The sequence below is a fragment of the Vibrio sp. J2-3(2022) genome (assembly GCF_021725735.1).
GTDB lineage: Bacteria > Pseudomonadota > Gammaproteobacteria > Enterobacterales > Vibrionaceae > Vibrio > Vibrio diabolicus.
Genome location: NZ_JAKKCK010000001.1, coordinates 298,960 through 324,660, shown reverse-complemented (window position 1 = coordinate 324,660; position 25,701 = coordinate 298,960). Strand labels below are relative to the sequence as shown.

22 protein-coding genes are annotated in these 25,701 nt (G+C 44.5%); 15 read left to right on the top strand and 7 right to left on the bottom strand.

Features of this window, described 5'->3' with window-relative positions; genetic code table 11:
- Positions 1-399: 399 nt before the first annotated feature.
- Positions 400-1,833 carry a glyceraldehyde-3-phosphate dehydrogenase gene (locus tag L3V27_RS01555; protein WP_182034009.1) on the top strand — a complete coding sequence of 478 codons (1,434 nt, stop codon included), beginning with the start codon at positions 400-402 and terminating at the stop codon, positions 1,831-1,833.
- A gap of 240 nt (positions 1,834-2,073) precedes the next feature.
- Positions 2,074-2,295: a hypothetical protein gene (locus tag L3V27_RS01550; protein ID WP_005397748.1), complete on the top strand. Its 222-nt coding sequence runs from the start codon at positions 2,074-2,076 to the stop codon at positions 2,293-2,295.
- Positions 2,296-2,441: 146 nt separating this feature from the next.
- Here L3V27_RS01550 and L3V27_RS01545 read toward each other — a convergent pair whose 3' ends face one another.
- From L3V27_RS01545 to L3V27_RS01535, 3 genes are all read right to left on the bottom strand, one after another.
- Entirely contained in the window at positions 2,442-3,056 is a 615-nt protein-coding gene (locus tag L3V27_RS01545) for a LysE family translocator (protein ID WP_237310820.1), read from the bottom strand.
- Positions 3,057-3,151: 95 nt separating this feature from the next.
- Positions 3,152-4,066, bottom strand: coding sequence for a LysR family transcriptional regulator (locus L3V27_RS01540; protein WP_237310819.1), 915 nt, complete (start codon positions 4,064-4,066; stop codon positions 3,152-3,154).
- A gap of 43 nt (positions 4,067-4,109) precedes the next feature.
- Complete coding sequence (locus L3V27_RS01535) at positions 4,110-4,565, bottom strand: Lrp/AsnC family transcriptional regulator (RefSeq protein ID WP_005396378.1); 456 nt, start codon at positions 4,563-4,565, stop codon at positions 4,110-4,112.
- A gap of 327 nt (positions 4,566-4,892) precedes the next feature.
- Between L3V27_RS01535 and yjeH the strand changes: the two genes are divergently transcribed.
- Positions 4,893-6,155, top strand: coding sequence for an L-methionine/branched-chain amino acid transporter (yjeH, locus tag L3V27_RS01530; protein WP_114323370.1), 1,263 nt, complete (start codon positions 4,893-4,895; stop codon positions 6,153-6,155).
- Here yjeH and L3V27_RS01525 read toward each other — a convergent pair whose 3' ends face one another.
- A complete protein-coding gene (locus L3V27_RS01525) occupies positions 6,156-7,601 on the bottom strand; it encodes a PLP-dependent aminotransferase family protein (protein WP_237310818.1) in 1,446 nt (481 codons plus the stop codon).
- A gap of 100 nt (positions 7,602-7,701) precedes the next feature.
- Here L3V27_RS01525 and L3V27_RS01520 point away from each other — a divergent pair, with 100 nt between their 5' ends.
- On the top strand, positions 7,702-8,358 hold the full coding sequence (locus L3V27_RS01520; protein ID WP_006741174.1) for a pyridoxamine 5'-phosphate oxidase family protein: 657 nt from the start codon (positions 7,702-7,704) through the stop codon (positions 8,356-8,358).
- On the opposite strand, the gene L3V27_RS01515 is transcribed toward L3V27_RS01520, so the two are convergent.
- Positions 8,339-9,661, bottom strand: coding sequence for an ATP-binding protein (locus L3V27_RS01515; protein ID WP_048624822.1), 1,323 nt, complete (start codon positions 9,659-9,661; stop codon positions 8,339-8,341). The genes L3V27_RS01520 and L3V27_RS01515 overlap by 20 nt on opposite strands.
- A gap of 3 nt (positions 9,662-9,664) precedes the next feature.
- Positions 9,665-10,357: a response regulator transcription factor gene (locus tag L3V27_RS01510; protein ID WP_005396371.1), complete on the bottom strand. Its 693-nt coding sequence runs from the start codon at positions 10,355-10,357 to the stop codon at positions 9,665-9,667.
- Between the two features lie 366 nt (positions 10,358-10,723).
- Between L3V27_RS01510 and L3V27_RS01505 the strand changes: the two genes are divergently transcribed.
- Together L3V27_RS01505 and L3V27_RS01500 are read left to right on the top strand one after the other, a co-directional pair.
- The gene (locus L3V27_RS01505) at positions 10,724-12,265 is read left to right on the top strand and encodes a hypothetical protein (protein ID WP_150916947.1); all 1,542 of its coding nucleotides are present in this window, start codon (positions 10,724-10,726) and stop codon (positions 12,263-12,265) included.
- 12 nt (positions 12,266-12,277) lie between these two features.
- On the top strand, positions 12,278-12,967 hold the full coding sequence (locus L3V27_RS01500; protein ID WP_150916949.1) for a hypothetical protein: 690 nt from the start codon (positions 12,278-12,280) through the stop codon (positions 12,965-12,967).
- Positions 12,968-13,057: 90 nt separating this feature from the next.
- On the opposite strand, the gene L3V27_RS01495 is transcribed toward L3V27_RS01500, so the two are convergent.
- On the bottom strand, positions 13,058-14,059 hold the full coding sequence (locus L3V27_RS01495) for an AraC family transcriptional regulator (RefSeq protein ID WP_237310817.1): 1,002 nt from the start codon (positions 14,057-14,059) through the stop codon (positions 13,058-13,060).
- A 107-nt stretch (positions 14,060-14,166) separates the two neighbouring features.
- On the opposite strand from L3V27_RS01495, the gene L3V27_RS01490 reads away from it, so the two are divergent.
- The 9 genes from L3V27_RS01490 to L3V27_RS01450 all read left to right on the top strand — a co-directional run bounded on the left by L3V27_RS01490 (position 14,167) and on the right by L3V27_RS01450 (position 25,588).
- Positions 14,167-14,493, top strand: coding sequence for an MFS transporter (locus L3V27_RS01490; protein ID WP_046875867.1), 327 nt, complete (start codon positions 14,167-14,169; stop codon positions 14,491-14,493).
- On the top strand, positions 14,493-15,716 hold the full coding sequence (locus L3V27_RS01485; RefSeq protein WP_237310816.1) for a biotin/lipoyl-binding protein: 1,224 nt from the start codon (positions 14,493-14,495) through the stop codon (positions 15,714-15,716). Before L3V27_RS01490 ends, L3V27_RS01485 begins: the two co-directional genes overlap by 1 nt.
- Positions 15,717-15,817: 101 nt before the next feature.
- Positions 15,818-17,140 (top strand): AarF/ABC1/UbiB kinase family protein, encoded by a 1,323-nt coding sequence (locus L3V27_RS01480; protein WP_237310815.1) that lies wholly within the window; start codon positions 15,818-15,820, stop codon positions 17,138-17,140.
- A gap of 112 nt (positions 17,141-17,252) precedes the next feature.
- Complete coding sequence (locus L3V27_RS01475) at positions 17,253-18,599, top strand: magnesium transporter (protein ID WP_005396363.1); 1,347 nt, start codon at positions 17,253-17,255, stop codon at positions 18,597-18,599.
- A gap of 804 nt (positions 18,600-19,403) precedes the next feature.
- On the top strand, positions 19,404-20,642 hold the full coding sequence (gene codB, locus L3V27_RS01470; RefSeq protein WP_237310814.1) for a cytosine permease: 1,239 nt from the start codon (positions 19,404-19,406) through the stop codon (positions 20,640-20,642).
- A gap of 9 nt (positions 20,643-20,651) precedes the next feature.
- On the top strand, positions 20,652-21,929 hold the full coding sequence (locus L3V27_RS01465; RefSeq protein ID WP_237310813.1) for a cytosine deaminase: 1,278 nt from the start codon (positions 20,652-20,654) through the stop codon (positions 21,927-21,929).
- 261 nt (positions 21,930-22,190) lie between these two features.
- A complete protein-coding gene (locus L3V27_RS01460; protein WP_237310811.1) occupies positions 22,191-22,829 on the top strand; it encodes an HD domain-containing protein in 639 nt (212 codons plus the stop codon).
- Positions 22,830-23,588 (top strand): helix-turn-helix transcriptional regulator, encoded by a 759-nt coding sequence (locus L3V27_RS01455; RefSeq protein ID WP_237310809.1) that lies wholly within the window; start codon positions 22,830-22,832, stop codon positions 23,586-23,588. It abuts the gene before it with no gap.
- 146 nt (positions 23,589-23,734) lie between these two features.
- Entirely contained in the window at positions 23,735-25,588 is a 1,854-nt protein-coding gene (locus L3V27_RS01450) for an MFS transporter (RefSeq protein WP_237310807.1), read from the top strand.
- Positions 25,589-25,701 lie beyond the last annotated feature (113 nt).

Here is a 25,701-nt window from a genome sequence, read left to right as displayed (position 1 = left end):
ACCTAAGATGCACATCACTTTTCATAAAATTCCAAACCATATGTTCACCTATTTCGTTGCCTTATAGAGACAAATCACACAAAAATGCAAACGAATTCACAGTGACAACAAAACTAATTTGAAAACACACATTATCATCGCGAAAAAAGTGGATGACTTTTTAAATGTCAATACGTGAAAACCACCGCTTTAGTCACATTAATTCACCACTAACACGACCTTAACTAGTGTTTTACACTGGATTTAATTTTCCTAGCAGAATAAGGGCTCTGACCTTAGAATCCGCACACATAACTATTACAACCCGATTACATAACCCACCACACTCTTGCACGCTGCCGAAGAGGCAACAGCAGGGAGTATGGTTAGCCCCCAAAACGTGAAAGGTCTAATACAACAATGAGTCCAGAGAAATATCTCCAAGACTGGCAAACTAGCCAAACGATTGCTGAATCTATTTCCCCTCTAATTGGTAAGCTATATCGTCAAAAAGGAATCGAAGTGGTTCTGTTTGGTAAAACGCTTATCAATGCTACTACTATAGACATTCTCAAAACTCATCGCGTTGCAAGACGTTATACAGGCAGCCCACTCTCACTTGAGCACACGATGCCTATCATTCAAGCGCTATGTGAAATGAGCATTTCTTCGTGTCGTGTCGATGTTGGCCAATTGGCAACTAAGTACTGGAATGAGCATGACGATACTGCATCTCTAAATGATTTCCTTATCACTGCACTCGATGGCGCACGCGATGCAGACTCTTCATTGAAAGCGCGTGATGTAGTTCTTTATGGTTTTGGTCGCATTGGTCGACTACTAACTCGCCTTCTGATCGAGAAAAGTGGCCCAGGTTACCCACTACGACTACGAGCGATTGTGGTTCGTGGCGGTAAAAAAGGCGATTTAGAGAAGCGTGCTAGCTTACTGCGTCGTGACTCAGTCCACGGTCAGTTCAACGGTAGCATCGTGATCGATGAGGAACGTAAAGCTCTGATCGTTAACGGTAACTACATCCAAATCATCTACGCAAACAATCCAAGCGAAGTGGACTACTCTGCTTACGGTATTAGCAACGCGCTTGTTGTTGATAACACAGGTGTTTGGCGTGATTCTGAAGGTCTAAGCCAACACTTAGCGTGTCAAGGTGCAGAGAAAGTGCTGCTAACGGCACCAGGTAAAGGCGATATCAAAAACGTTGTATTCGGTGTAAATGAATCAGTTATTCAAGAAGATGACACCATCATCTCTGCAGCGAGCTGTACCACAAATGCAATCACGCCGGTTCTTAAAGCGCTGAATGATAAATATGGTGTCCTTTCTGGTCACATCGAAACCGTGCACTCATACACAAACGACCAAAACTTGATCGACAACTTCCACTCTGGTGACCGCCGTGGACGTAGTGCTTCTCTGAACATGGTTCTAACTTCAACTGGCGCAGCTAAAGCAGTAGCAAAAGCACTGCCAGAGCTAGCTGGTAAGCTAACAGGTAACGCAATTCGCGTACCGACACCAAACGTTTCGATGGCAGTCGCTAACCTAAACTTAGGTGAAGACGTAGACCGTGATTCACTGAACGATTACTTGCGTGAAATGGCGTTGAACTCTGAGCTTTCGGCACAGATTGACTACACCGATTCAACAGAAATTGTATCAACTGACTTAGTTGGTTCTCGCCATGCAGGCGTCGTGGATGGTCAAGCGACTATCGCACAAGACAAACGTTGCGTACTTTACATCTGGTACGACAACGAATTCGGTTACAGCTGCCAAGTTGTGCACTGTATGGAACAAATGATGGGTGTTCGTTACCAAACATTCCCTCGATAGGTGAACTTTGCTCCACAACGTTAACCACATAGCGTAACGGACAATATCTCATATTTGTTCTAAATAATAAGCGCGAAGCGCATTACTAATATTTTTCCCCGTTTATACGCCTGATCACCCTCAGGCGTTTTTTCATTTCGCTCATTTGACACTCTCCGGACAAAGTGAAGACTATCATTCATGTTTTGTTCATGTTCACAGCATTAATCTGAACACATGAATTACAGAGAGGTCATGATTATGAATCGGATTATTGTTACCGCACTAGCACTGATTACGGGCTTTTTTACATTAGTATTTAGCTTGATCATTGCGATTCCGTTGACCATCGCAGCATTAATTACAGGCAAACGTATTGAGAAGCGCGTGAAGAAAATGCAGAAAGAAATGCATGAAGAGTATGAATTCAATACTGGTAAAGCCGATGCTATTGAAGGTGAGTTCGAAGAGGTTCGCCGATAAGTAAATAGAATTTATATAAGTTTCTCTCCCCCGACTGCTCCTGAGAAACTTCTTGCTTTCACCCTGTCTTTTACAATGGCAGGGTGCTTTTTTACAAAAAAGGCAGCCACCTGGGCTGCCTTTAATATTTTGTTGTCTTGGCAAATTTATACGGTTACGACCACTCGAAGTGCCAATAGCATGAGAACAATCCCTGACAAACGATCAATTAACACCGCTTTAGAACGAATTCTGTCCACCACTTTAGAGCTCGATAACACTAGGGTGATAAAAGTATACCAAAGCCCGTCCACAACAAATGGTGTAACCACAATGATCATTTGATTGCTCAAATCATTACCTAGCGCTACAAACTGACTAAATAGTGCGATAAAAAACAAGGCAATTTTAGGACTTAAAATCGAGATAAAAAAACCTTCTCGAGCAGACTGGCTTACCGTTGTTTCCTCGCCTGACTCCAACTTCGCCGCCACACCGCCTTTCGAACGCAGCGCATTGAACCCTAAATATGCAAGATATGCCGCGCCTGCAAGGCTGATCGTCTTGAACAACATAGGGCTTTGCTGCAAAACAACAGCGAGGCCAATCAGCGTAATAAACGCATAAATGCCAATTCCAATAGCGTGTGCCCAAGCCGTTGCCAAGCCATTGATGCGTCCACCAGCCAAGGCATGTTTTGCCACAATCGCTAGGCTAGGCCCAGGTGACATAGCACCGAGTAAACACACGGTAAAAAGTGATAACCAAACTGTTAGTGTCATAAATAACCTCTCTCCATTTGAATTCAATCTATCAATTGAAGAGCTATAATTTGAAATCAAAGTTTCGCATAAAAGTCATGATTTAAAATCATAGCCTAATGGATGGAGTATTCCGATATTTTCATCACCGCGTGGATTTGCTCTCGCACCCACTGATGAGCTGGATCATTGTCGTATTTAGGATGCCACATCAGCCAGTATTCATGGGTAGGTGTCTCAAAAGGAAGCGCTTTATGAACCAAAGGCCAGTGCTTGGCCAAATTATTTGCAATGTGCTCCGGAACTACCATTAAGTGCTCACTTGAGACCAAACGATTTACCGCCGCAGAGAAAAAAGGCACTTTAAAGGTAACATGACGCATCAGCCCCCTGTTTTTTAGTGCCATATCAGTACTTGAGTCTTTGTCTCCCCCACCCGTCACTTGAATATGCGAATGACTGATGAGGTCCTCTATAGAAATCGAAGCCTTACCAGCTAAAGGGTGAGACGCCTTCATCAAACAAACTGATTTATCAGAACCAATATTGATGCTAGATACACCTTCAGGCTGAGTGGGATACATAGAAGAAGCAAGGTGGATTCCTAACTCGTGAAGCTTATCGATAAAATCTAGTTGCCACAGTTGATACGCCAAATCCAATTGTGGTGCTTGTTCACCTAAGTGAGATGCAATATCGGGCAAAACGTATTGTGCCACGTAATCACTTGAGGCAATAACCAGCTCGCCTTGCCACAGTTGCGGCTCAAAAGGTTTGTCATCGAGTAAATGGTCAAACTCAGCCAGTAACGCATCAAGCTTTGATTTTAATGCTATTGCTCGCGGGGTTGGTATCAGCTGATTACCTTGACGAATAAGCAGTGGGTCACCACACAGATCGCGCAATTGTGCAAGCTGTCGGCTAACCGCAGACTGCGTAATGTGCAAACGTTCTGCAGTTCGGCTGACATGACACTCTTCTAAAAGTACATGCAAGGACCTAAGTAGATTCAAATTGATGTTGTTTAACATACCGGCTCAAGAAGGTTTTAATAAATAATGGCACCCATGATGCTTATTTCACAAACTGGTTGCCAGTCGTATTAAAGAACTCAGCTAAAACGGTATGAGTCATGAGGTGCCTTAGCTCTGGGTAACGTTGAATTTGATCTCTGATTTCGTTCAAACGAGTCATCGTAGGTACTTCGACAAAAACCATCATATCCGTTTCACCACTGATTGCATGGCACCATTTTACGCCATCGATTTTGTATAGTTCGTCGGCATATGATTCACAATAATATGTGGATGTAGATTTATCGAACTTTAGAGCAAAATAAGCACAAATCGAGTCCCCGCCTGAAGAGGCAATTTCAGCGTGATACCCGAGAATCACTTTGTCATGTTCTAGCTTACGAATACGAGCCGTCACCGCAGAACGAGAAAGGTTCACTTTATCCGCAATTTCAGTCACCGACAGCCGAGCGTTGTGCCTGAGCAGATCCACAATCTTATGATCAAACTTGTCCATATACTTACCAAGCTTTCCTTATTTTTCTCATTCTATACCGATTCTAACTGCATAAGAAACCAACATTTTGTTGGAAATATTTAAAACAACCGTCATATTGACGGTTCAGTAAAGCATTTTGTTATTAAGATTTTGGATATGCTATTTGGTAAGCATGAGATGCGCACCGTTATCCATTCAAATAGAAGAGCGATAACGCATTGAAATCAAATACGCTTCTTATGTATTCAGCGCACTAGCGGGCTCATTAAACTCCAATAAATGAGATAATTAGAATCCACAAGCGTTTTCGTCATAAGCCCTACAACATTGGATGAATCAATTAGCATGGAACAGCTCAAAAAAGACATTTCACTCACATCCGGTATCGCCCAACTATCCACAACATTAATGGGAACGGGGCTTTTTATGATACCAGCCATTGCAGCAGGCATAGCGGGTCATTTTTCACTATGGGCCTGGATTTTATTATTCATCGCCATTTGTCCTATTGCGCTGACTTTTGCCCAGCTAGGCAAGCGATATCCCAACGCGGGCGGAACCGCATTTTTTGTGCGTAAAGCATTTAACGCCAAACTGGAAAGTAGTGTAGCTTGGCTATTTGTTAGTGTCATTCCGGTAGGGGTTCCGGCCGCGATTGCACTCGCCGCAGGCTTTCTACAGCAAATATTGCCAGAGCCTATTAGCAATAATCTGTTTGCACAAATTCTAACGGTATTACTTCTTGTGTTCGTCAACTTGATGGGCACTAAGTCATCAGGTCATTTACAAACTCTTATTGCTTTGAGTGTCTTTGCGCTCGTTGGCACATTTTTATGGAAAGGTGACGTTAACAGCGCCGATCTCGTGATGCCAGCTATCACACAAGAGTCAATTTGGCCTATTACCGCAGCGCTAGGCGTGATGTTCTGGTGTTTTGTTGGCATAGAGGCTTTTGCTCATATGGGGGAAGAATTCAAAAACCCTCAAAGAGATTTCCCTATTGCCATTATTGTCGGTTGTTTTGTAGCGGGAGCTACGTACTGGGCTTGCTCTGTTGTTATTTTAAAGTTTGGTGCATATGGTAATTCTCAATTCGATAATGCATCGATTCCATGGTTGAGTGCTCAACTACTTGGCGATGGGGCCAAATGGATAATCAGTTTGATCGGATTCTCCGCTTGTTTCGCGAGCGTTAACTTATACACACAGAGCCTAGCGCGAATGGTCTGGGCTCAAGCTCGGGAACATCGTCCTTACAGCCCACTAGCCAAGATTTCGCGTCGTGGTGTCCCTTTCTCAGCCACCTTATTAGTTGGCGGCGTACTGCTAATATCTTGCGTAATAGGAACGCTATCGCAGCTCGATCTGGAGTTTTTCCTAAAACTAGCAAATAGTGTATTCGTTTTGGTTTACATGTTGGCGATGTTAGCCGCTTATAAATTGCTTCGTGGGTTTGGTAAAGCGCTTGCGGGACTTTCTCTACTGCTTTGTACCGGTGTTTTTATATGTTTAGGCTGGTCAATGTTTTATGCACTTGGCATTTTCACTCTACTTTTACTGCCTTGGAAACAGTGGCGACATAAACGACAAACACGCGCAGTTGAATAGTCATCGCTTCCCATGTCGAAATATATGAGCTAAACGTTGGATACCAGCGTCTATGTTCTCTAACGCGATATTACCGTAACCAAGCACGGCACCATGCCAGTGACGTGCTTGGAAACCTGGATGTTCATAATAGCTCAAAGGTCGCAAGATGATCCCTTCATGCTCTGCCAGTTTTGTAAAACGCAGCTCATCCATACCGTTTTGCCATTTCAACGTAATATGAAGCCCCGCCGCTTGGCTAACGACGCAAACACGGTCGCCAAAATGCTGTTGAATGGATAAATGCATCTGTTCATGCTTAGTTTTGTACAGTCGACGCATTTTTCGAATATGACGTAATAACCCACCTTCAGTAATAAAATCTGCCAATGCTTCTTGAGTGTGCGTCGGTGAATCACCACTTAACGCATCTTTAACCACTAAGCATTGCTCTACTAAACGTTCAGGAACCACCAGGTAGCCAAGCCGCAATCCGTTAAACATCACTTTACTGAAGGAACCCACATACAACACATGCTCATCTCGACCCATTTGAGCGGCTAGCCCCTGTAAGCTGGTGTAGGGACGATGAGCAAACTGAAATTCGCTGTCATAATCGTCCTCGATGATCCAACTTGATTGCTCGACCGCCCAGTTGATGATCTTTCCTCTTTGCTCGGTATTGAGTGTGGTCCCCATCGGATATTGATTACTTGGTGTGATATACAGCGCATCGGCATCGCTTGAGGTCACAGCTTCCACATCAAAGCCTAATTTCTCTCTTACGAACAAAGGCTCAAATTGATAGTTTTGGAACTGAATCAACTTCCGCATTTGCGCGTAACCCGGTTGCTCCATCAAAACCTTATCACCTTGTTTTAGAGCTACCATCGTCGCGATTGACAACGCTTGCTGTGCCCCAGAGGTAATAATAATGCGCTCTGGAGAACAATTCACTGAGCGACTTGATGCGAGGTAGTCAGCTAAAGCACTGCGCAATGCCCAACTACCCTGAATATCTTGATTCCCCAACAAGCAGGGGCGGGACATGTGGCGAGCAAGTAACTTTTGCCATTGCGCCATCGGAAATGCGTCCAAATCCGGCACACCCGGTGCAAATGCGCGGTTGATGTCAAAGTTGGTTTTCGGTGATGAGTCTCTCTGAACTGAATTAGGTTCAGGCAAGTACTGCTCCGGCAGTTCTACGGCAACATAAAAACCCGAACCTTTTTGGCTGTTCAAGTAACCTTCCGCCACTAACTGCTCGTAAGCAGAAATCACGGTATTCCTACTTAGATTAAGCGCTTGTGAAAGCTTCCGCGTAGAAGGCAACTTCCCATTCTTCACCCACAATCCTTGAACAATTTTCTTGCGAATAGCAAAAAACAACGCTTGCTGACGCGTTCCATCACTGTCTTTTAAATGCAGGTCACCGATATCAATCAAAGACAAACTGGATCCATCCATTAGTTAAAAGTGGCTCTCTTTAAGCTACCAGTTAAACGCTACATTGCAATCAAAGAATGAGGATCAATCGCTCGTAATCGTGAGCAAACAAGGAGAGAAAATGCTATCCAACACCAATAGAACGGAAATTAAGAAAGGCGCACATAAAGCCGTCTCTGATGTTAGCAAACTGCACGCCATCATAGATGAAAGCCTAATCGCTCATATTGCGATAACCAACGAGTCAGGCCCTGTGGTCATCCCTATGCTGGCATGGCGTGTCGATGATTACGTGTATATCCATGGTGCCAACAACAGTCGACTGTTACGCTCACTCAAACAAGGAGTGCAAACGTGCTTAACCTTTACTTTGCTTGATGGTTGGGTATTGGCTCGAAGTGCATTTCACCACAGTGCGCATTATCGTAGCGCCGTGGTCTTTGGCCAGTTTGAGATGGTGGAGGATAACCAAGAGAAAGACAGGTTGTTGAATCACTTTATCGAACAGATCGCTCCAGGGAGAACAAAACAAGTCCGTTTGAGCAATGAAAAAGAGCTCAAAGCCACCATGCTGCTGCGTATCCCACTCACAGAGGCATCTGTGAAAATCAGCAATTTTGGCGTCAACGACGATGCGGAAGACATGGACATTCCTGTTTGGGCAGGTGTCCTACCCTACCGAACTGTCGTAGGTCCACTGCAAGCTTGTGAAGATTTGTATGAAGGTATCGCTGAACCAGACTACCGCAGTGCCTACTCTAATCGTTGGCAGGAATAAGCACCGTAAAACGTGCGCCGCCTAAGTGACTCTCGCCGACAGAAAGTTCCCAACCTAATTGCCTCGCTGCACTGGTAGCGATGGCAAGCCCTAAACCAAAGCCTTTCACGTCGGCGTTGCGGCTTTTGTCTAAACGCGAAAATGGCATAAATACTTCTTCTCGCATCGCTTCAGGTACGCCCGGACCATCGTCCTCAATATCGATACTCCAGCAATCCGCTACCATTCGAATCGTCACCTCAACGCAGGATTCACCGTAACGCTTGGCGTTTTGCAGTAAATTATCGAGGACGAGGTTACCCAAAGTAGGCTGAAAGTGAATCAATTGGTTCGCGAGTTCATTTTCCGCTCTCAACATGGCGGACTCTAAGCCTAGGTAATTCATACGGCTTTTGCACCAAAGTGGCAGTTCCATGGTTTCAACAGAATCGACCCAAGAGTGGTTTTTCACACTCAAGCGAGACAGCATGACGATGTCGGAAGTTAAATCCGTCACTACATCAACGTATCGTTCAATATCGTCATGTAACTCTGCCTGCATTTCACCACTCGTGCGCCTAGCTAAATCCGTCGCTAGCTGAATACGACTCAGCGGAGTGCGCACTTCATGAGGAATAGCTTGAGTAAAGATGTGTGTTTGGCGTACTCGTCTCTCAATCTCTTCAGACATGCAGTTGAAGCCTTGGGCGAGCTCTTTCACGGGTTGCGAAAATTGCTTTAGATCGACTCGCGTATTCAACTCACCAGAACCAAATTGTTGTTGTGCAGCCGTTAGTTGCCTAATTTGGCGGTCAAGACGTCGTACAGGTATGTAAACCATAATGCCTAAACTGCACACAACAACCAAAAGTAGAGTCAGTATAAATACAATCTCAGAATCTTCATTCCAATCAACATCTGGGCTAAAGAAATCCGTTTTTTCTTTGAAAACTAAACTCTTCGAGGTGTTAGGTAAAGGGAATACCGCAGCATAGGTACTGCCATCAATAAGATAAACAGGTATCCCCTGTATTCGGTACAGCAGCTTACAATCTCGACAAGGCGGTGATCCGTCCCAGTTTTCAACCAATGTTAAATCAAAGATAAAGAAATCTTGCTTGCCGTTTTCGGTTAACTTCTTGTAGAGAGAATCCGGAGTGCCTCGTTGCTCAATGTATTGATCGACAAAATAAGCACCATCACTCAAAAAAACACCGACTTCTGTTTTGCGCATGTACTCTTCCCCCATAAAGAGAAACAAAGCAACAGTCAGCGCAAGGCCAGTAACTAACCCCACATATAGACGAGTAAACAGGGAAAACATGCGTCATTTACCTGTCAGCATGTAGCCGTGGTGACGTATGGTCTTAATGGTAGCGGTATGGATATGAGCCTTAGAGAATTTCTTCCTTAGTGAGGATATACGCATATCAATCGAACGATCAGTAATGCAGTATTCAATGCCTCTGGCAAGACGGCAACATGATTCACGAGATACTGGCTTATCGACATTCAGCATCAGGAGCTCTAGAATTTCAAACTCAGAGCTCGTTAAACCAATATCTTTTTGCAAATAAAATGCTTGGGAGCGACGAAGACAAAGGCTAATGCCATATCGGCTCAGCTTTTCTTCTTCAACGGTATCAACTTGACGACGATAGCGACGCAACGCCGCTTCAATACGGGCGAGAAGGATGTTGCCTTTTATCGGTTTGGTAAGGTAATCATCAGCACCGAACTTAAATAAGCTCACCTCGCTCATTTCATCATCGGTTGCAGTCAAAACAATGATAATCCCATGATAAAATTTACGTGCCTCTTGGCATATTTCTGCGCCATTTTTTCCTGGTAACATCAAATCTAACAGCACTAGGTCCGGCTTGAGTTCCTTAATCGTTTCTAATGCATTTTGACCGTTGTCGATAACAGTTACTGTATAGCCTTCGGCTTCGAGGTACATTTTGGTTAATCGAGCAATCTCAGAGTCGTCTTCTACCAGTAAGATTGTATTGCCCACCATGAATCATTTACTCCACCAATATGATGGAGGGAGTATATCGCTCGTCCTATACTGCGCAACCCACTTAAATGATAATTTTAATAAAAAGCGGGCTTACATACGCTTACAAACCATACATATACAATAATCCTAATCATTCCACGCCCCTAAAACCATGCAATAACCTGATGTTTTATTTATTAGCAGAATATAGCTTCACATAAAAAATAAATTTCGGAATAAAAATCTACTACATTTTTAAATATATCGAATGATAGTCCTTACCAAAAAACAATATCGATATATATGACTTGGTTTGCTTATATAGACAGGACTTTATGTTGCTTCTAAGTTTCTTGCTCTAATAAAGTCTACGAGTAACATGAAATGAGATATTCCCAATTAACACCTTTAGCCATATTTTGCGCGATAAGTCTAACTGCTTGCGGCGGCAGTGAATCTAATTCGAAACCATCGACAACGACACCTCCAACACCACCAGCGCCAACATTGAGCACTGTCACAATCCCAACTGTCGTTTCTACAGAGCTTCCAGCCAAGTTAAAAGTGGCTGCTGATGCGGGCTTCACCCACTATGTGAAAATCTCCCTTTCTGAAGCAAATAACAATGATGCATTTCACATTGTGGCTGTTGATGACGGTGCGAATAATGAAAAAATCTTTCGTGCAGCCAAAATCATCCAACACCTTCTCACAAACCAACCAGACTCTAAGTACGGCGCTGACAAGTCTCGTATCGCTAAGACATTAGCCGAGCGTGATGCCACACTAATGCTGACCGAAAACGACGAACAGAATGATGAGATGCTAACCAAAATCTTTATCAACGAACTGATTCGCCAAGACAAACTGAACGATGCAGTGACAAACTCGGGCTTAGCACACTCTTTTGATACGAGTTCTCTAGAAAAGTTTGTTGTAAGCATGATGGTACTTAACGAAGATGATATGGATACACTTGTCACATCTATCGTGGCAACATTAGTAAATAGTAAAGAAACACCAAACTGGCTAAGGAACAGCCAATCTCTGATGTATCGAGAACTGACAGTTGAAGGCGATTGCCATTACATGAGTAATTTTGCCGATTACTGTGCCAATCTGGGTAAAAAAGCCGAACGAGACGCCGCTTTTGAAGAAATTTTACACTTGGTCCAAGCGCAAGGTATTGCACCTAACACGGGGACTGCGGCACTGCAAAATGACATTCAAGCTCATGCGTTAAAAATCTATAACGATATTCAAGCGGGCAAACCGACGGTGTGGCGCCCAACTCAGTATGACTGGGACGATTGGAAATCGGACGACTTCGATCCTGAAAGTGTTAAACAAACGGGCCCTTCATATTCTCACGAATACTTTGCTGCCGCTTTTGAAGCTTACATGGGTGTAGCAAAAGCAAACGGACAAGGTTTAGATGGCTACCAAGCGTTAACACGTGAAGAAATGCAAACTCAAGATCCACAAGCCGTTGATTGGATCAGCGGCTTATTCCACGGATACTTGCAATACACCGCGAACATCGACTCTGCGGGCGTCAAACTTTACACAGAAAAGACAAATCCAGGCACAGTGCCTACCTTCCGTATGGCTCCCAACAAAGACGGCTTGATAGAAGCATACACCTACAAATCTCAGTGGCTGACAAAAGTGAAGATCATTGGCGACGACGCGATGAATGTGATCGGTAATGACCAAGACAATACCTTTGAAGGCAACAGCAAAGACAACAGCATTTATGGTGAAGGCGGCGTCAACACCTATATCGTGCCACACAAACTGGCAGAATGTACCGTTATCAAAGCAAAGAGCGTTTCTGTTGAGTGCCCGAGTACAGGCACTGACGAGTTGTACGACATTCAAAAGATCCAATTCACCGACCAAATCTTAGATGTAACCGAGTTATAAACGATGAAAAACATGAAGAAACTTACTCTATTCGCTCCCCTACTCCTTGCAGGTTGTGGTGGCCTAGCCGTCATGGATCGTACTGATGCAGTAAAAGCACAACCAGAAATGCTGATCAAAACCGACGGAGATTTTTGGGGATTCGGTGCAGATGGTCATTTTGATTTTGCTGGTAAGTACAAAGGCAACTATTCACGCAGTGCTTCTAACTCAAGTTGGTTTAACCATATCTCTTTCAAAGACGGTACGATGGGCGCAGAAGTTACTCGTATCGACAACGGGGAAACTTGGCTTCTGAGCTGCTCTGGAGGCGGTATGTCGGTTAACTACATGGGCGTCGATTTTGGTGGGAATGATCCTTACACCTGTGATATCACCCAAGATGGCGTCAAAGTGGGAGAATTTGCTATGGAGCCAAAATCCGCTCTCATCGACATCAGCTTCGAGAAAAAAGAGACTGGCGTAGTGCGTATCGGCAGCACCCACTTTAATGTAGAAACCGTACATACTAGTCCCGACGCCATGATGGCGGTAGACATTCCATTGGGTTATAGCTTTAAGGAAGGCACACAAGAAATTGCCGCTGTACAGACGAACGGTACCATTGCGGTACAAATGCTCCCAGAACTTAGTGAACAAAAAAAGGATGTGATTGCCATCGGCGCTGTTGCAAGTGCACTAAGCTGGCGCCCTAAGAAATAGCCATTACATTAAACAACACCACACAAAAAATAATAAAGCCCTCTAACTTGAGGGCTTTTATTGCTTGTTTTCATAAAGACAAGTGAAGCATTACTTTTCTAATCTTCCCGCATACTGCTTGGGCGTTAATCCACGATGCTTCTTAAACATACGATTGAAGCTCGCCACATTGGTGTAACCAAGGCGCATAGCTATGTCATCAATGCTCACGCGCTTACTCAATAACCCAGCCGCAACATTACTCAATACATAGCCGGATACCATCGAGAAGTTGAGGCCTAATTTGTGCAAACGACGTTGAAACTGCTGTTCAGATAAATCAAGCAGAGAAGAAACGCGCTCTAACGTTGGCAATCCATAATGACTGCTGTAGTTCACCACTTCATAAATCACTTTCAACTCATCTTCTGGGTCGGGCATATTAAGCAAATCATCCAAATCGGAAAAACTCATCGCTAGACGGCGGTCTTCGCGATGGCTCACTTGGCGGGAAGCTAATCGGTCATCTCCCGGGATCCATATTTCTGTTTTTGGCTGACTCCATTCCACCTCGCAGCCGAAATATTCCCGGTATCGCTCAGTATTTTTTCTCGACCCTGAAATCTTGACGCGCAAAGGCTGATAGTCTTTACCAAGAAATTCGCGTAGCACTTTAATCATAAATACCGCACAACGGATACTATCGTGCACCTTTACTGACGTTTCTATAAACGGATTGTGGTAAGTCCATTTGATGATTTTGCCCGACTGTTCGCCAGCAAAAAACGCCCCAGATTGTAAGTTACTCGCACCATAATTAACGCGTCGAATCGCGCTGGCTAAATCATTCCCAGAAAATAGCCAGCGTCCCACAGGTCCAAGCTTTTGCAGTTCAATACCTCGGCTGAGGCTCAAAACCACATCCGGGTCACCACTGGCTTGTTCAACACAACGATACCATTCTGCGACGGCTTTTAGCGGGATCAGTGTCATTGGGTTGTGGAACACCGACGACGGAATCCCCAGTTTATCCGAGCCCAAATTGTATTTAGATAACGCGAGGTTATGCATGTTTTGAATGCCCATCGCACGAATAAACCGAACCGTCTTCATTACCAATCACATCAAATTTAATCCTCTATTGATTGAATCTGTCACAAAGAAAGACCTAAATCAAATCCAGATCACAATACGCCAACCGTTTGATAGAGGAGTGTTTAATGAGTTTACTGAGTGTCCCATTTGTCGGTACAGGCGCAGATACGGCGTTACATGTTGTCGCTGCTGTCGTTTTAATCGCGAGTGTCGCGGGCGCGTGTTACGGCTTTTGGAAAATCCATGAGTTGCCAATTAATAAGGCGCACAGCAAAGACCATCATCAGATAGGGCTCATCACTGCGCTCACCTGGATAGGGTTTGTCTGGCACTGGGTTTGGGTGCTAGCTGTGATCTTTGCATTCGTTGATATGGAAAAAGCCATCATCAATCTGCGTGATACATGGAGAAGTAAACCGCAAACAGAAACACAGCCAAAAGAGGAAGCGTAATGTTAGAAGGTTTAGCGGTATGGGCTCTCTTCATCTATCTGCTGCGTTTGGTTGGCATGCCTTGGAACAAAGCAACCAAATCGTTCGCTTATCTTGGCGGTTTGAGTTGGCTAATGTTCGTATGGGTAGGTTTGATTAATTTCACCCCGATGGATTTATCCGGTGGTTCTGTCGTGCAGTCACCACACATCCAATTGCGTCCAGATTCAACCAATGTAAAAGGTAAAGTTGACCACATTTACATTAAGCCGAATCAGCAAGTTAAAGAGGGTCAGCTCATTTATGAACTTGACCCAACGCAATACGAAATCGCATTAAATCAGGCGAACGTATCCGCCGATTCTGCACGAGTCGCATTAGCTACGGCAAAAGGCGACATCGAGATTGAAGAAGCGAATCATCAAGCATTGGTGCAAGATCTAGAAACATCAAAGAGCCAATTGGAAGCGGCGAAAGTTGACTACAAATTGCAGAAAAAGATGCTAGATCGTTATGTTGAGCAAAACCGAGTGGTGCAAAACACCATCACGGAAAGCGACATCGACAAACAATCGAGTGCGGTTGATATGGCACGTCACAACGTGTTGACCCTTGAGTCTCAAATTAAGAAGAAACAAGTCGATATTTCCCGCGCAAAACTGGCGATTCATAAAGCAGAGCTCGCAGTTGAAACCAAACAAGCCGAACTGCGCCAAGCTGAAGAGCAAATTGCAAAAGCGCAATGGGATTTGAACAGCACCAAAGTTTATGCCCCAACAGATGGCTTTGTGACCAACTTTATCCTGCGTGAAGGTCAGCGTGTATCGATGATGCCACGTATTAATATGTACACTAACGAGAAGTATGTGCTGATGCGAGTCAACCACCAGGCGATTCGTAACATCAAACCGGGTCAACCTGCGGAATTCTCTTCGTCTGTTTACCCAGGCAAGATCTTCTCAGCGACCGTCGAAGGCATTGTTGAAGCAACAGGTGAGTCACAAGGTAATCTGCTGGGTTTCGATGATTCTGTGCGTGTCACCACTGGAAAGAATTTACAGAACAAACACCACTTTGTTCGTCTTAAGATTGATGAGCCAGAAGGCTACGACATCCCTGTTGGCTCTGTTGGCCTCGCATGGGTCAGCGGTGAAAAACCGATAGGCTTCATGGCCTTCTTAGATGTGATTCGCGGGATCATCATCCGAATGAAGTCTCAACTGTACTTCTTCTACTCTATCTAAACTCGCAAACCGCCAGTTACGCTGGCGGTTTTCTTTTCATTTGTATCCAAACATATCCTTTTCCCGTATAACAATTAGTTAGTAAATAGCGGAGAAGATTCATGTCGGCAAAGGAAAGAAGCCTACCTACCCATCGCATCTCAAGATTCAGCAAATTCGCCTCACTTGCTACCCGTGTCGCAGGCAATGTGATTGCAGAAGGCACGAAGCAGATAGCCAAAGGCAATAAACCAAAAGCGAAAGACCTCTTGCTGACGCCACAAAACATCGCACGGTTGACAGACCAACTTGCTCACCTACGTGGCGCTGCAATGAAGCTTGGTCAAATGCTCTCAATGGATGCTGGTGATGTTTTAGAACCTGAACTCGCCGATATTCTCTCCCGTCTTCGCTCCAACGCAGACCCAATGCCTGCAAAGCAACTGAACGGAGTCATGGAAAGTTCGCTAGGAACGAGTTGGAAAGCTGAGTTTCTATCATTTAACTTCAAACCAATCGCCAGTGCATCAATAGGACAAGTGCACCAAGCCTACAGCGATGCGGGCGATAACCTAGCCGTCAAAGTGCAATATCCGGGCATACGAAAAAGTATTGATAGCGACGTCGATAATGTCGGTACACTGCTCAAGGTCGTTGGGTTGATTCCCGAGTCTGTCGACTACAAAGGATTGCTCGAAGAAGCGAAAAAGCAACTGCATGATGAAGCCGATTACACCCGAGAAGCGCAATTTGCGATTCGTTACCATGATGCTTTGAAGGAGCATCCTCATTTTGTCGTACCAAAGATTCACACTGAAAGTTGCTCAGACTCCGTTCTCGCCATGGAGTTTATTGACGGCGTACCCATTGAACACATCGAACATTATGATCAAAGTACGCGAGATTTTGTCATGCACAGTTTGCTCGAATTGCTGTTCAGAGAGCTGTTCGAATTCAAGATGGTGCAAACCGACCCTAACTTCGCCAATTACTTGTACATTGAAAGTACTCGCCAAATCGGCTTGTTAGATTTCGGGGCGACTCGCGAATACAGCGAACGATTCAGTGCCGGCTATCGCAAAGCCTTTGCGTCCGTCGTGAATAATGACGAACAAGGCTTGAATGACGCGCTTGAACAAATTGGCTTCTTCAGCCAAACCATCCTACCTGACCAGCGCCAAGCGATTCTCGATTTAGTAAAAATGGCATGTGAACCCATGTTGGTTGATGAGCCATATGATTTTAAAGCCAGTGGCTTAGCGCAAAAACTTCGCGAAGCTGGCACTATTTTGAGCATGGAACAAGAGTACTGGCATACCCCACCTGCCGATGCCCTATTTTTACATCGTAAAATTGGTGGAATGTATTTGCTCGCAGCGAGAATTGGCGCAAAAGTGAACATTCGCCAATTGGTACAGCCATATCTCACTATCAACAGCGAATAGCCTATTGTTTTTCTGTTACTTTCAAGTACCTTGAGCAAGGTTAAGATGCATAGTTGTGCATCTCAATAACATGCCATACTTCCATAAAACGAATTAACTATCGGGGTACTCGGTGAGCAAGTTTCAAGATCTCTCCACTCTAATCCAGCAAATTGGCCAAGCCGAAGAAGCGGATCAAGTCGCAACGCTCAATGAATCTATTGAAGCGGGTCTCGAACCTGGCGCAGTCGCCCTAATTCTGGAAGCCTTTCCAATCGATGATCGTGTTCGCTTATGGCGAGCTTTGCCACTAGAACTGCATATCGACGTGTTAACGGAAATGCGTGCCGACGTACGTTTTTCTATCATCAATGCATTATCTGAAGTCGAGCTAAAACTCACCCTCGCTAAACTTGATAACTTATCGCTGATCGAATGGGCGGATTCGTTGCCTGAGTCGATCATCAACGAAGCGCTCGCGTTAATCGAAAAAGATGAGTTAGAGCTTTACGATCAAGCAAACGAATATGAAGATGAAGAACTCGGCCACTGGGCTGAGCGTAAAATCATCACCCTGCCCTTTAATATTACGATTGGAACGGCTAAGCAGTTAATGGAGCGCTATAGCTACGACACGCCTCAACAAGTCTACCTGATCAACCGTAATAAACAGTATCGAGGGACAGTCAATTACTACGAAATTTTACGTAGTGATCCTGATACTCGCTTGAAAACACTCGTTATTGAAGCGGTGACGGTGCTAGACAGTAAGATGATGCTTCCCGAAGCGGTAGAAGCATTAGAGCACAGCACACTGCCCGCTCTGCCTGTGACTGATGCAGACCAAACTCTGATTGGTGAAGTCGATTGGCAATTTGCATTAAGTACGCAACGTGAAATCTACGAAGCGCGCTTAATGGCCGGTACTGGTATGGATGAAGGCGATGACTTGTTTGCGCCAGTATTAAAAAGCTCACAAAAACGCGGCGTGTGGCTGGGCATCAATTTGCTGACTGCAATTTTAGCGTCTGTCACTATCGGGCTATTTGAAGACGTGATTGCTCAAGTGGTGGCTTTGGCCGTACTAATGCCAATTGTTGCATCGATGGGTGGCATTGCAGGCAGCCAAACCCTGACTCTAATGGTTCGTGCGATGGCGCTTAATCAGATTACCCCAGGTAACCGATTCAAATTCTTAAAAAATGAGTTGGGTATTGGCTCACTGAACGGCATTGCTTGGGCGCTAATCATCGGCGGGTTAGCCGGATTGTGGTTCCAATCGCCAGTTTTAGGTGGAACCATTGCGCTGGCCATTATCGTCAACATTATTACCGCTGCTTTATTTGGCGTGTTGATACCCATTATTTTGGATAAGTTTAAATTGGATCCAGCCTTAGCAGGTTCGGTTATTCTAACGACGGTGACAGATGTGGTTGGTTTCTTCGCCTTTTTGGGAACGGCGAGTTTAGTCATGCTCTAAAAAGTCCACTGTTTATTAATCAATCATTAGCATAATAGAGTCAAATTGCATAACGCAGTTGCAAATTGCAAACAAACTCAAACTTTAAGCAACGCATGTCACAGAAACTACGTATTTTAGGGCATATTAAAGTTGGCACAGTAACTGCATTATATAAATCGACCCTTCTTAAGCCGAGGGTCACCTAGCCAACTGACGTTGTTAGTGAACTTGATTTTGTTCACATGTATATAAGCCAATCGCACTCTTTGCGGTTGGCTATTTTTTTATGTGGCTATTGCTCTCTTATCCTCTGACCGAGCTCGGTTGTACTTTTCCTGCCCACAACAGATTGTTTACTGTTTATAAAATTCAAATATTCGCCCACTAAACCATTAGAAATACCAGCTTCAACAAAAACAAATTACCTACATAAAATAAAACCAAGAAAACATACCCAAAAAAGAAAAAATAACGTCCAAACCAAAACGCTCATCATGAAATCGTTTTCTTTTCATAGAAATCGACTGAACAATCTAGAGTTATAGATAAATTTAATCCATAAACATAAATAGCAATTCAAAACATTCATTTCACATAGAAAACCTGTCTATAAATCATATAAAACACGTAAAAATAAACTTTTAATTTTTAGAACTTAAAAACCAAACCATTGTTATTTAAAGAAAAAACAGACGCCAAAAATCAAGCAAACGTTTAAATTGCAATTTTATCATTGACTATTAAATTTACATCACGATAATACGCGCCGTTTGCCTGAAAACCAGGTGCTATAATTTAATATTTCAATGTGCGGAGGTAATAATGGCTGGAGACAATAACTACAGTCTTGGACCAGTTCCCAACACGGCCAGAAAAGGCGTGGCATCACTAACCATGGTGATGTTAGGACTCACTTTTTTCTCCGCAAGTATGTGGACAGGGGGTTCTCTCGGTACTGGGCTCTCCTTTAATGATTTTTTCCTCGCTGTTCTCATCGGTAACCTAATCCTCGGTATTTACACTTCTTTCCTCGGTTACATCGGCGCTTCTACTGGTCTCTCTACTCACCTTCTTGCTCGTTTCTCTTTTGGTTCTAAAGGCTCTTGGCTTCCTTCTGCTCTTCTTGGCGGTACTCAAGTTGGGTGGTTTGGAGTTGGTGTCGCGATGTTTGCGATTCCGGTGCATAAAGCAACGGGCATCGATACCAATACTATGATCCTTGTCTCCGGTTTGCTCATGACCGCGACCGTTTACTTTGGCATCTCAGCACTGATGGTGTTGTCAGCAATTGCCGTTCCTGCCATTGCGCTACTTGGCGGCTACTCTGTCATCGAGGCAGTAAATAGCGTTGGCGGTATTAGCGAACTACAACAGGTTCAACCAACCGAGCCACTCGATTTTTCAATAGCTCTCGCGATGGTTGTCGGCTCTTTTGTCAGTGCTGGTACATTAACGGCAGATTTCGTGCGCTTTGGCAAAAAGCCGCGCAGCGCTGTGATGATCACAATGGTGGCATTTTTCATCGGTAACTCGTTAATGTTTATCTTTGGCGCGGCAGGTGCGTCGGTGACTGGTCAATCAGAAATCTCTGAAGTGATGATTGCGCAAGGCTTATTAATTCCCGCCATCATCGTACTTGGATTAAACATTTGGACGACTAACGACAACGCGCTCTACGCATCGGGTCTTGGATTTTCCAACATCACGGGCTTACCAAGTAAATACATCTCAATGGCGAACGGTCTTGTTGGCACACTTTGCGCTCTCTGGCTCTACAATAACTTTGTTGGCTGGCTGACCTTCTTATCGTTAGCAATTCCACCGATTGGCGGCGTGATCATCGCTGACTTCTTCACGAACCGTAAGCGCTACGCAAACTTTGAAGCCGCCCAGTTCCAAAGCATAAACTGGGCTGGCATTATCGCTGTCGTGATTGGCGTTGGTGCGGGACACTTCCTTCCTGGCGTAGTACCGATTAACGCTGTACTTGGCGGCGCAATTAGCTTCCTGATTCTTAATCCTATTCTCAACAAAAAAGCACTGGCTACACAGCCAGCGTAAGGAACCATCATGACAACACTACTGATCAAAAACGTAACGCTAAAAGGACAAAAAGGTCTGCAGCAAATTTTGATTGAAGATGGTCAATTCAAGCGCATTGAAAGCAACGATGTGGAGCTTAATCATAACGGTGACACCATCGATGCTGAAGGGGGCATGGCGGTGGCGCCTTTCTGCGAGCCGCACATCCACCTAGATACAACGCAAACCGCAGGCGAGCCAAGCTGGAACATCTCTGGCACATTGTTTGAGGGTATTGAACGTTGGGCTGAGCGCAAAGAAATGCTGTCGATTGAAGACGTGAAAACGCGCGCAAAACAAACCTTAAAATGGCAGATCGCAAACGGTGTACAACACGTTCGTACTCACGTCGATGTTTCAGACCCTACCCTAATTGCCCTAAAAGCGATGGTAGAAGTGCGTGAAGAGATGAAAGAGTGGGTAGATATCCAAGTCGTCGCCTTCCCGCAGGAAGGTATTCTCTCTTACCCAAATGGCAAAGAGCTGCTAGAAGAAGCCGTCAAATTAGGGGCGGACGTTATTGGCGCGATTCCACACTTTGAATTCACACGCGAATATGGCATTGAATCACTGCACTACGTATTCGAGTTAGCGCAAAAATACGACCGCCTGATCGACGTGCATTGTGATGAAATCGATGACGAACAATCTCGCTTCGTTGAAACACTGGCAGCATTAGCGCACAAGTTTGATATGGGGAATAAAGTCACGGCCAGTCACACCACAGCGATGGGTTCCTACAACGGTGCATACGCATCTCGCCTGTTCCGTTTATTACGCATGTCCGGTATCAACTTCGTGGCAAATCCATTGGTGAACATTCACTTACAAGGCCGTTTTGATGATTACCCAAAACGTCGCGGCGTAACACGAGTGAAAGAGATGCTGAATGCCAACATCAACGTCTGCTTTGGACACGATGATGTATTTGACCCTTGGTACCCACTAGGCACTGCAAACATGCTGCAAGTGCTGCATATGGGTCTGCACGTGTGTCAGGTGATGGGTTACGACCAAATCAATAACTCACTAGATCTCATCAGTACCAACTCAGCGCGCACATTGAACATTCAAGACAAATATGGAATTGAAGAAGGCAAACCAGGTAGCCTACTGATTCTTCCAGCGGAAAATGGCTTTGATGCAGTACGTCGCCAAGTGCCTGTGCGCTACTCGGTTCGTCACGGTAAAGTCATTGCAGAAACACAACCTGCAACGACTCATATTCATCTTGAACAAGCAGAGCATGTGACGTTCAAACGCTAAGGTTAGTAAAAATACCGACTAAAACGAAAAAGGGTCTGACGAAATCATCAGGCCCTTTTACTATTGGCAAACGTCACTGCTGCTCTGTGTCTTACGACCTTAGTAGCCAACTGAACGCACAAAAATGCTATTTAAGATGACCCGATACTTACTAAGTTGCATAAGGTTCTGATGGCTAAATCTCAATTACACTATCGAACTTGGAAATTCCTCTCTGCGTTCGGCATACTTCTGCCTTCACTTTAGTTGTAGATATAACTCATGACCTTATTAAGCCAGATAGAATCGCAATTTTTGGAATTTATGCAGCAAGAGATGCAAGTCGATGCGGCACATGACATAAGCCATGTTCAACGGGTCGTAAACACCGCAAAAAAACTGGCTATGGAAGAAGGCGCCGACTTATCTATTGTGCTTCCCGCCGCCTATTTACATGATTGTTTTACCTATCCGAAAGATCATCCAAACCGCAAGCAGAGCTCAATCATTGCAGCCAAAAAAGCGGTCGCGTTTTTAGAAAGTATCGATTATCCGCGGCAATACCATGATGCCATTGCCCACGCGATAGAAGCACACAGCTTTAGCGCGAATATCAGACCCAACACATTGGAGGCAAAAGTCGTTCAAGATGCCGACCGTCTGGACGCTTTAGGCGCAATTGGCATTACTCGCTGTATACAAGTGAGCACTGAGTTTGATGCGCAACTTTACGATGACAAAGACATCTTTGCTCAACAGCGAGAGCTCGACGATAAACAATTCACTCTGGATCACTTTCAAACCAAGTTATTCAAAATCGCTGAAACCATGAACACGGAGTCAGCGAGACGCGAAGCTCAAAAACGCAAAGCCTTTATGCAAGCGTATATAGAGCAATTACACGACGAGGTGACAGCATAAATGTCAGAAAGCTATACGTTAATTAAAGAGCTTAAACGCCAACTAAAGTTAGCTGGGCTGCATTATGCCGATGTTGCACAACACCTTGATTTAAGTGAAGGCAGCGTCAAACGGTTACTCGCTGAAGGTCAACACATTAGCCTTGAGCGCTTAGAACGCATTTGCCAATTGATTGGTTTAGAAATGGCGGAACTGTTTAAGCTCGCGGCTGCGCACAATAAAGGTCTAGAGTCGCTAACGTTAGAGCAAGAAAAGCAGTTGGTTGACGATAAAGCCCTGCTACTCGTGGCGATCTGTGTTGTAAATGGTTATCAGTTTGAACAAATCGTTCAGCAATACACCTTCAATGAGTTGGAACTGGTGCAAAAGCTGGCTCAGTTGGATCGTCTGAACATCATCGACTTGCAGCCAAATAACAAAATTCGTTTGCGTATATCTCCGACATTTAAGTGGCAGATGGGAGGCCCTATTCAACGTTTCTTCCAACAGCAAGTTCAAGATGCCTTTTTCCAAAGCTACTTTTCCGGTGAAGATGAAAAGTTGTCCATGGCAACAGGATTGATGAGCGTACCAACCAACAAGAAGCAGCAACAGAAACTGCAAAAGGTCATCGATGAGTTTTATCAGGCTTGCCAAAGTGATAGCCCTCTCGATATGGACGAAAAACACGGCACATCTCTGGTTATTGCGATGCGTCGTTGGACGTTCCCTCTGTTTGAACCATGGGAAAGAAAACCCACTCAGAAGTCTCGAAATTAGTAACTCAATAAACAAATGGAAATAGAAGTAACGAATTTCGTTACTTTTGGTGGCATGCAACGTCACTTGACAGAGAAAGCTGGTTTAATCGTTCATTGAGCATAAAGTGCTCCCATCTCATTCAACTTTGTTTAATCGGGGCCCGTATGTTTTTCTCAAAACGCTTTTTTCCTTACTTTGTGACGCAATGCCTTGGCGCACTCAATGACAACATCTACAAAAACGTTCTGTTATTGATGGTGACATACAGCCAAATTGATAACCTACCAATATCCGTCAATCTATTCGTTAATTTGGCGGCAGGCTTATTCATCCTACCTTTCTTTCTATTCTCAGCGCATGCTGGTGCCGTCGCTGACAGCATGGACAAAGCCAAATTAATACGACGTCTAAAGCTCATCGAGCTGGCTATCATGTCTTGCGCAGCAACCGCTATTGCGACCCAAAGTGCTATGCTGATGCTGGTTCTGCTGTTTATGACAGGCACTCAATCGGCCTATTTTGGTCCCGTAAAATACGCCTTGCTACCACAAGCACTCAAACCAAATGAGCTTGTTAAAGGAAATGCTTGGGTTGAAATGGGCACGTTCCTTTCGATTCTTATAGGTACGCTTAGCGCAGGCCTGCTGTTAGCCATTCCTAATGGTACCTTGATTGCTTCTTGTGTCGTTATTGCCTTGTCTTTGCTCGGGTTTATGAGCAGTGTGAACATTCCAACGATGCCTAGCCAATCGACTGACAAAGCGAAGTTTGAACCGATTTCTGGTTTAAAAAACACGTTAAAAGTGGCAAAAAAACAGAGAGGCATTTGGATGTCTATTCTAGCCATCAGTTGGTTTTGGTTCATGGGTGCGACTTACCTGACTCAATTCCCTAACTTTGCGCGTGAACATTTGTTTGCAGACAGCACTGTCGTTTCTTTACTGTTGGCATTGTTTTCCATTGGTATCGCGACAGGCTCTTGGTTGTGTGAAAAACTTTCCTTCAACCACGTTGAGCTTGGTATTTTGCCATTCGGTATCCTTGGTCTGACAGTCTTTGGCGTCGACTTGCTATGGGCAGTCCCAAGTTATCCATCACTTCCGGTGCACTTTTATGATGTGCAAAGTTTCGTTGCTGAATCCAAACATCTGCGCGTCATGATTGACCTGTTCCTTGTTGGTGTAAGCGGCGGTGTCTTTATTGTTCCTCTTTATGCGTTCATCCAATCGCGTTCAAACAAAGGGGAATGTGCACGTGCCATTGCTGCTAACAACATCATGAATGCGTTGTTTATGGTGGTGTCTGCTTTGGTTTCGATCGTTGCACTCAGCGTACTAGAACTTTCTATTGTGGAACTGTTTGCCATGATGGCAATAGGTAACTTCTTCGTGGCAATCTATGTCTATCGTCAAGTACCGGAATTTACACAACGCTTTATCAGTTATTTACTCAGCCATTGTATGTATCGTGTGTCAGTAAAGGGGCGCCAACATATTCCTGAACAAGGTGCTGCGTTAATCGTGGCTAACCATGTTAGCTATGTCGATGCGTTGATTTTGATGGGAACCTCTACTCGCCCGGTTCGTTTTGTGATGGACAAGTCCATCAGCGAGCTGCCTGTTCTTAGATATGTTTTCCGTCATGCAGGTGTTATCCCGATCTGTTCTCCACGTAAGTGTGCCGACACTTATCGACGAGCATTTGAACAGATTGAACGAGCACTTAACGACGGTGAAGTTGTCTGTATCTTCCCTGAGGGTCGTTTAACGTCTAACGGTCAATTGGGTGAGTTTCGCCCTGGTGTGGAAAAAATCCTTGAACGTAATCCTGTACCTGTCATCCCTATGGCACTAAAAGGGCTTTGGGGTTCTTTTTTCAGCCACAAAGGCGGACATGCTCTCACAAAACGACCGACTCGTTTTTGGTCAAAAGTGGACGTTGTTATCGGTGACGTGTTAAGCCCAGCTTCTTTAAATCGTCATCAATTGCAACAACAAGTACAGGATTTACTGGGCTGATATGCTTGCTTTACCGATCAAACTTTGCAGCAAAACGTAAATATGCACAACAAAGCACAAGTAGTTCTTTGTTAATTAGAGTAGGATATCTACAACGTCATAAATCTAGGAGG

Coding starts and splice junctions, on each gene's coding strand:
- L3V27_RS01555 (WP_182034009.1), top strand. CDS start 400: ATGAGTCCAGAGAAATATCTCCAAGACTGGCAAACTAGCCAAACGATT.
- L3V27_RS01550 (WP_005397748.1), top strand. CDS start 2,074: ATGAATCGGATTATTGTTACCGCACTAGCACTGATTACGGGCTTTTTT.
- L3V27_RS01545 (WP_237310820.1), bottom strand. CDS start 3,056: ATGACACTAACAGTTTGGTTATCACTTTTTACCGTGTGTTTACTCGGT.
- L3V27_RS01540 (WP_237310819.1), bottom strand. CDS start 4,066: ATGTTAAACAACATCAATTTGAATCTACTTAGGTCCTTGCATGTACTT.
- L3V27_RS01535 (WP_005396378.1), bottom strand. CDS start 4,565: ATGGACAAGTTTGATCATAAGATTGTGGATCTGCTCAGGCACAACGCT.
- yjeH (WP_114323370.1), top strand. CDS start 4,893: ATGGAACAGCTCAAAAAAGACATTTCACTCACATCCGGTATCGCCCAA.
- L3V27_RS01525 (WP_237310818.1), bottom strand. CDS start 7,601: ATGGATGGATCCAGTTTGTCTTTGATTGATATCGGTGACCTGCATTTA.
- L3V27_RS01520 (WP_006741174.1), top strand. CDS start 7,702: ATGCTATCCAACACCAATAGAACGGAAATTAAGAAAGGCGCACATAAA.
- L3V27_RS01515 (WP_048624822.1), bottom strand. CDS start 9,661: ATGTTTTCCCTGTTTACTCGTCTATATGTGGGGTTAGTTACTGGCCTT.
- L3V27_RS01510 (WP_005396371.1), bottom strand. CDS start 10,357: ATGGTGGGCAATACAATCTTACTGGTAGAAGACGACTCTGAGATTGCT.
- L3V27_RS01505 (WP_150916947.1), top strand. CDS start 10,724: ATGAGATATTCCCAATTAACACCTTTAGCCATATTTTGCGCGATAAGT.
- L3V27_RS01500 (WP_150916949.1), top strand. CDS start 12,278: ATGAAGAAACTTACTCTATTCGCTCCCCTACTCCTTGCAGGTTGTGGT.
- L3V27_RS01495 (WP_237310817.1), bottom strand. CDS start 14,059: ATGAAGACGGTTCGGTTTATTCGTGCGATGGGCATTCAAAACATGCAT.
- L3V27_RS01490 (WP_046875867.1), top strand. CDS start 14,167: ATGAGTTTACTGAGTGTCCCATTTGTCGGTACAGGCGCAGATACGGCG.
- L3V27_RS01485 (WP_237310816.1), top strand. CDS start 14,493: ATGTTAGAAGGTTTAGCGGTATGGGCTCTCTTCATCTATCTGCTGCGT.
- L3V27_RS01480 (WP_237310815.1), top strand. CDS start 15,818: ATGTCGGCAAAGGAAAGAAGCCTACCTACCCATCGCATCTCAAGATTC.
- codB (WP_237310814.1), top strand. CDS start 19,404: ATGGCTGGAGACAATAACTACAGTCTTGGACCAGTTCCCAACACGGCC.
- L3V27_RS01465 (WP_237310813.1), top strand. CDS start 20,652: ATGACAACACTACTGATCAAAAACGTAACGCTAAAAGGACAAAAAGGT.
- L3V27_RS01460 (WP_237310811.1), top strand. CDS start 22,191: ATGACCTTATTAAGCCAGATAGAATCGCAATTTTTGGAATTTATGCAG.
- L3V27_RS01455 (WP_237310809.1), top strand. CDS start 22,830: ATGTCAGAAAGCTATACGTTAATTAAAGAGCTTAAACGCCAACTAAAG.
- L3V27_RS01450 (WP_237310807.1), top strand. CDS start 23,735: ATGTTTTTCTCAAAACGCTTTTTTCCTTACTTTGTGACGCAATGCCTT.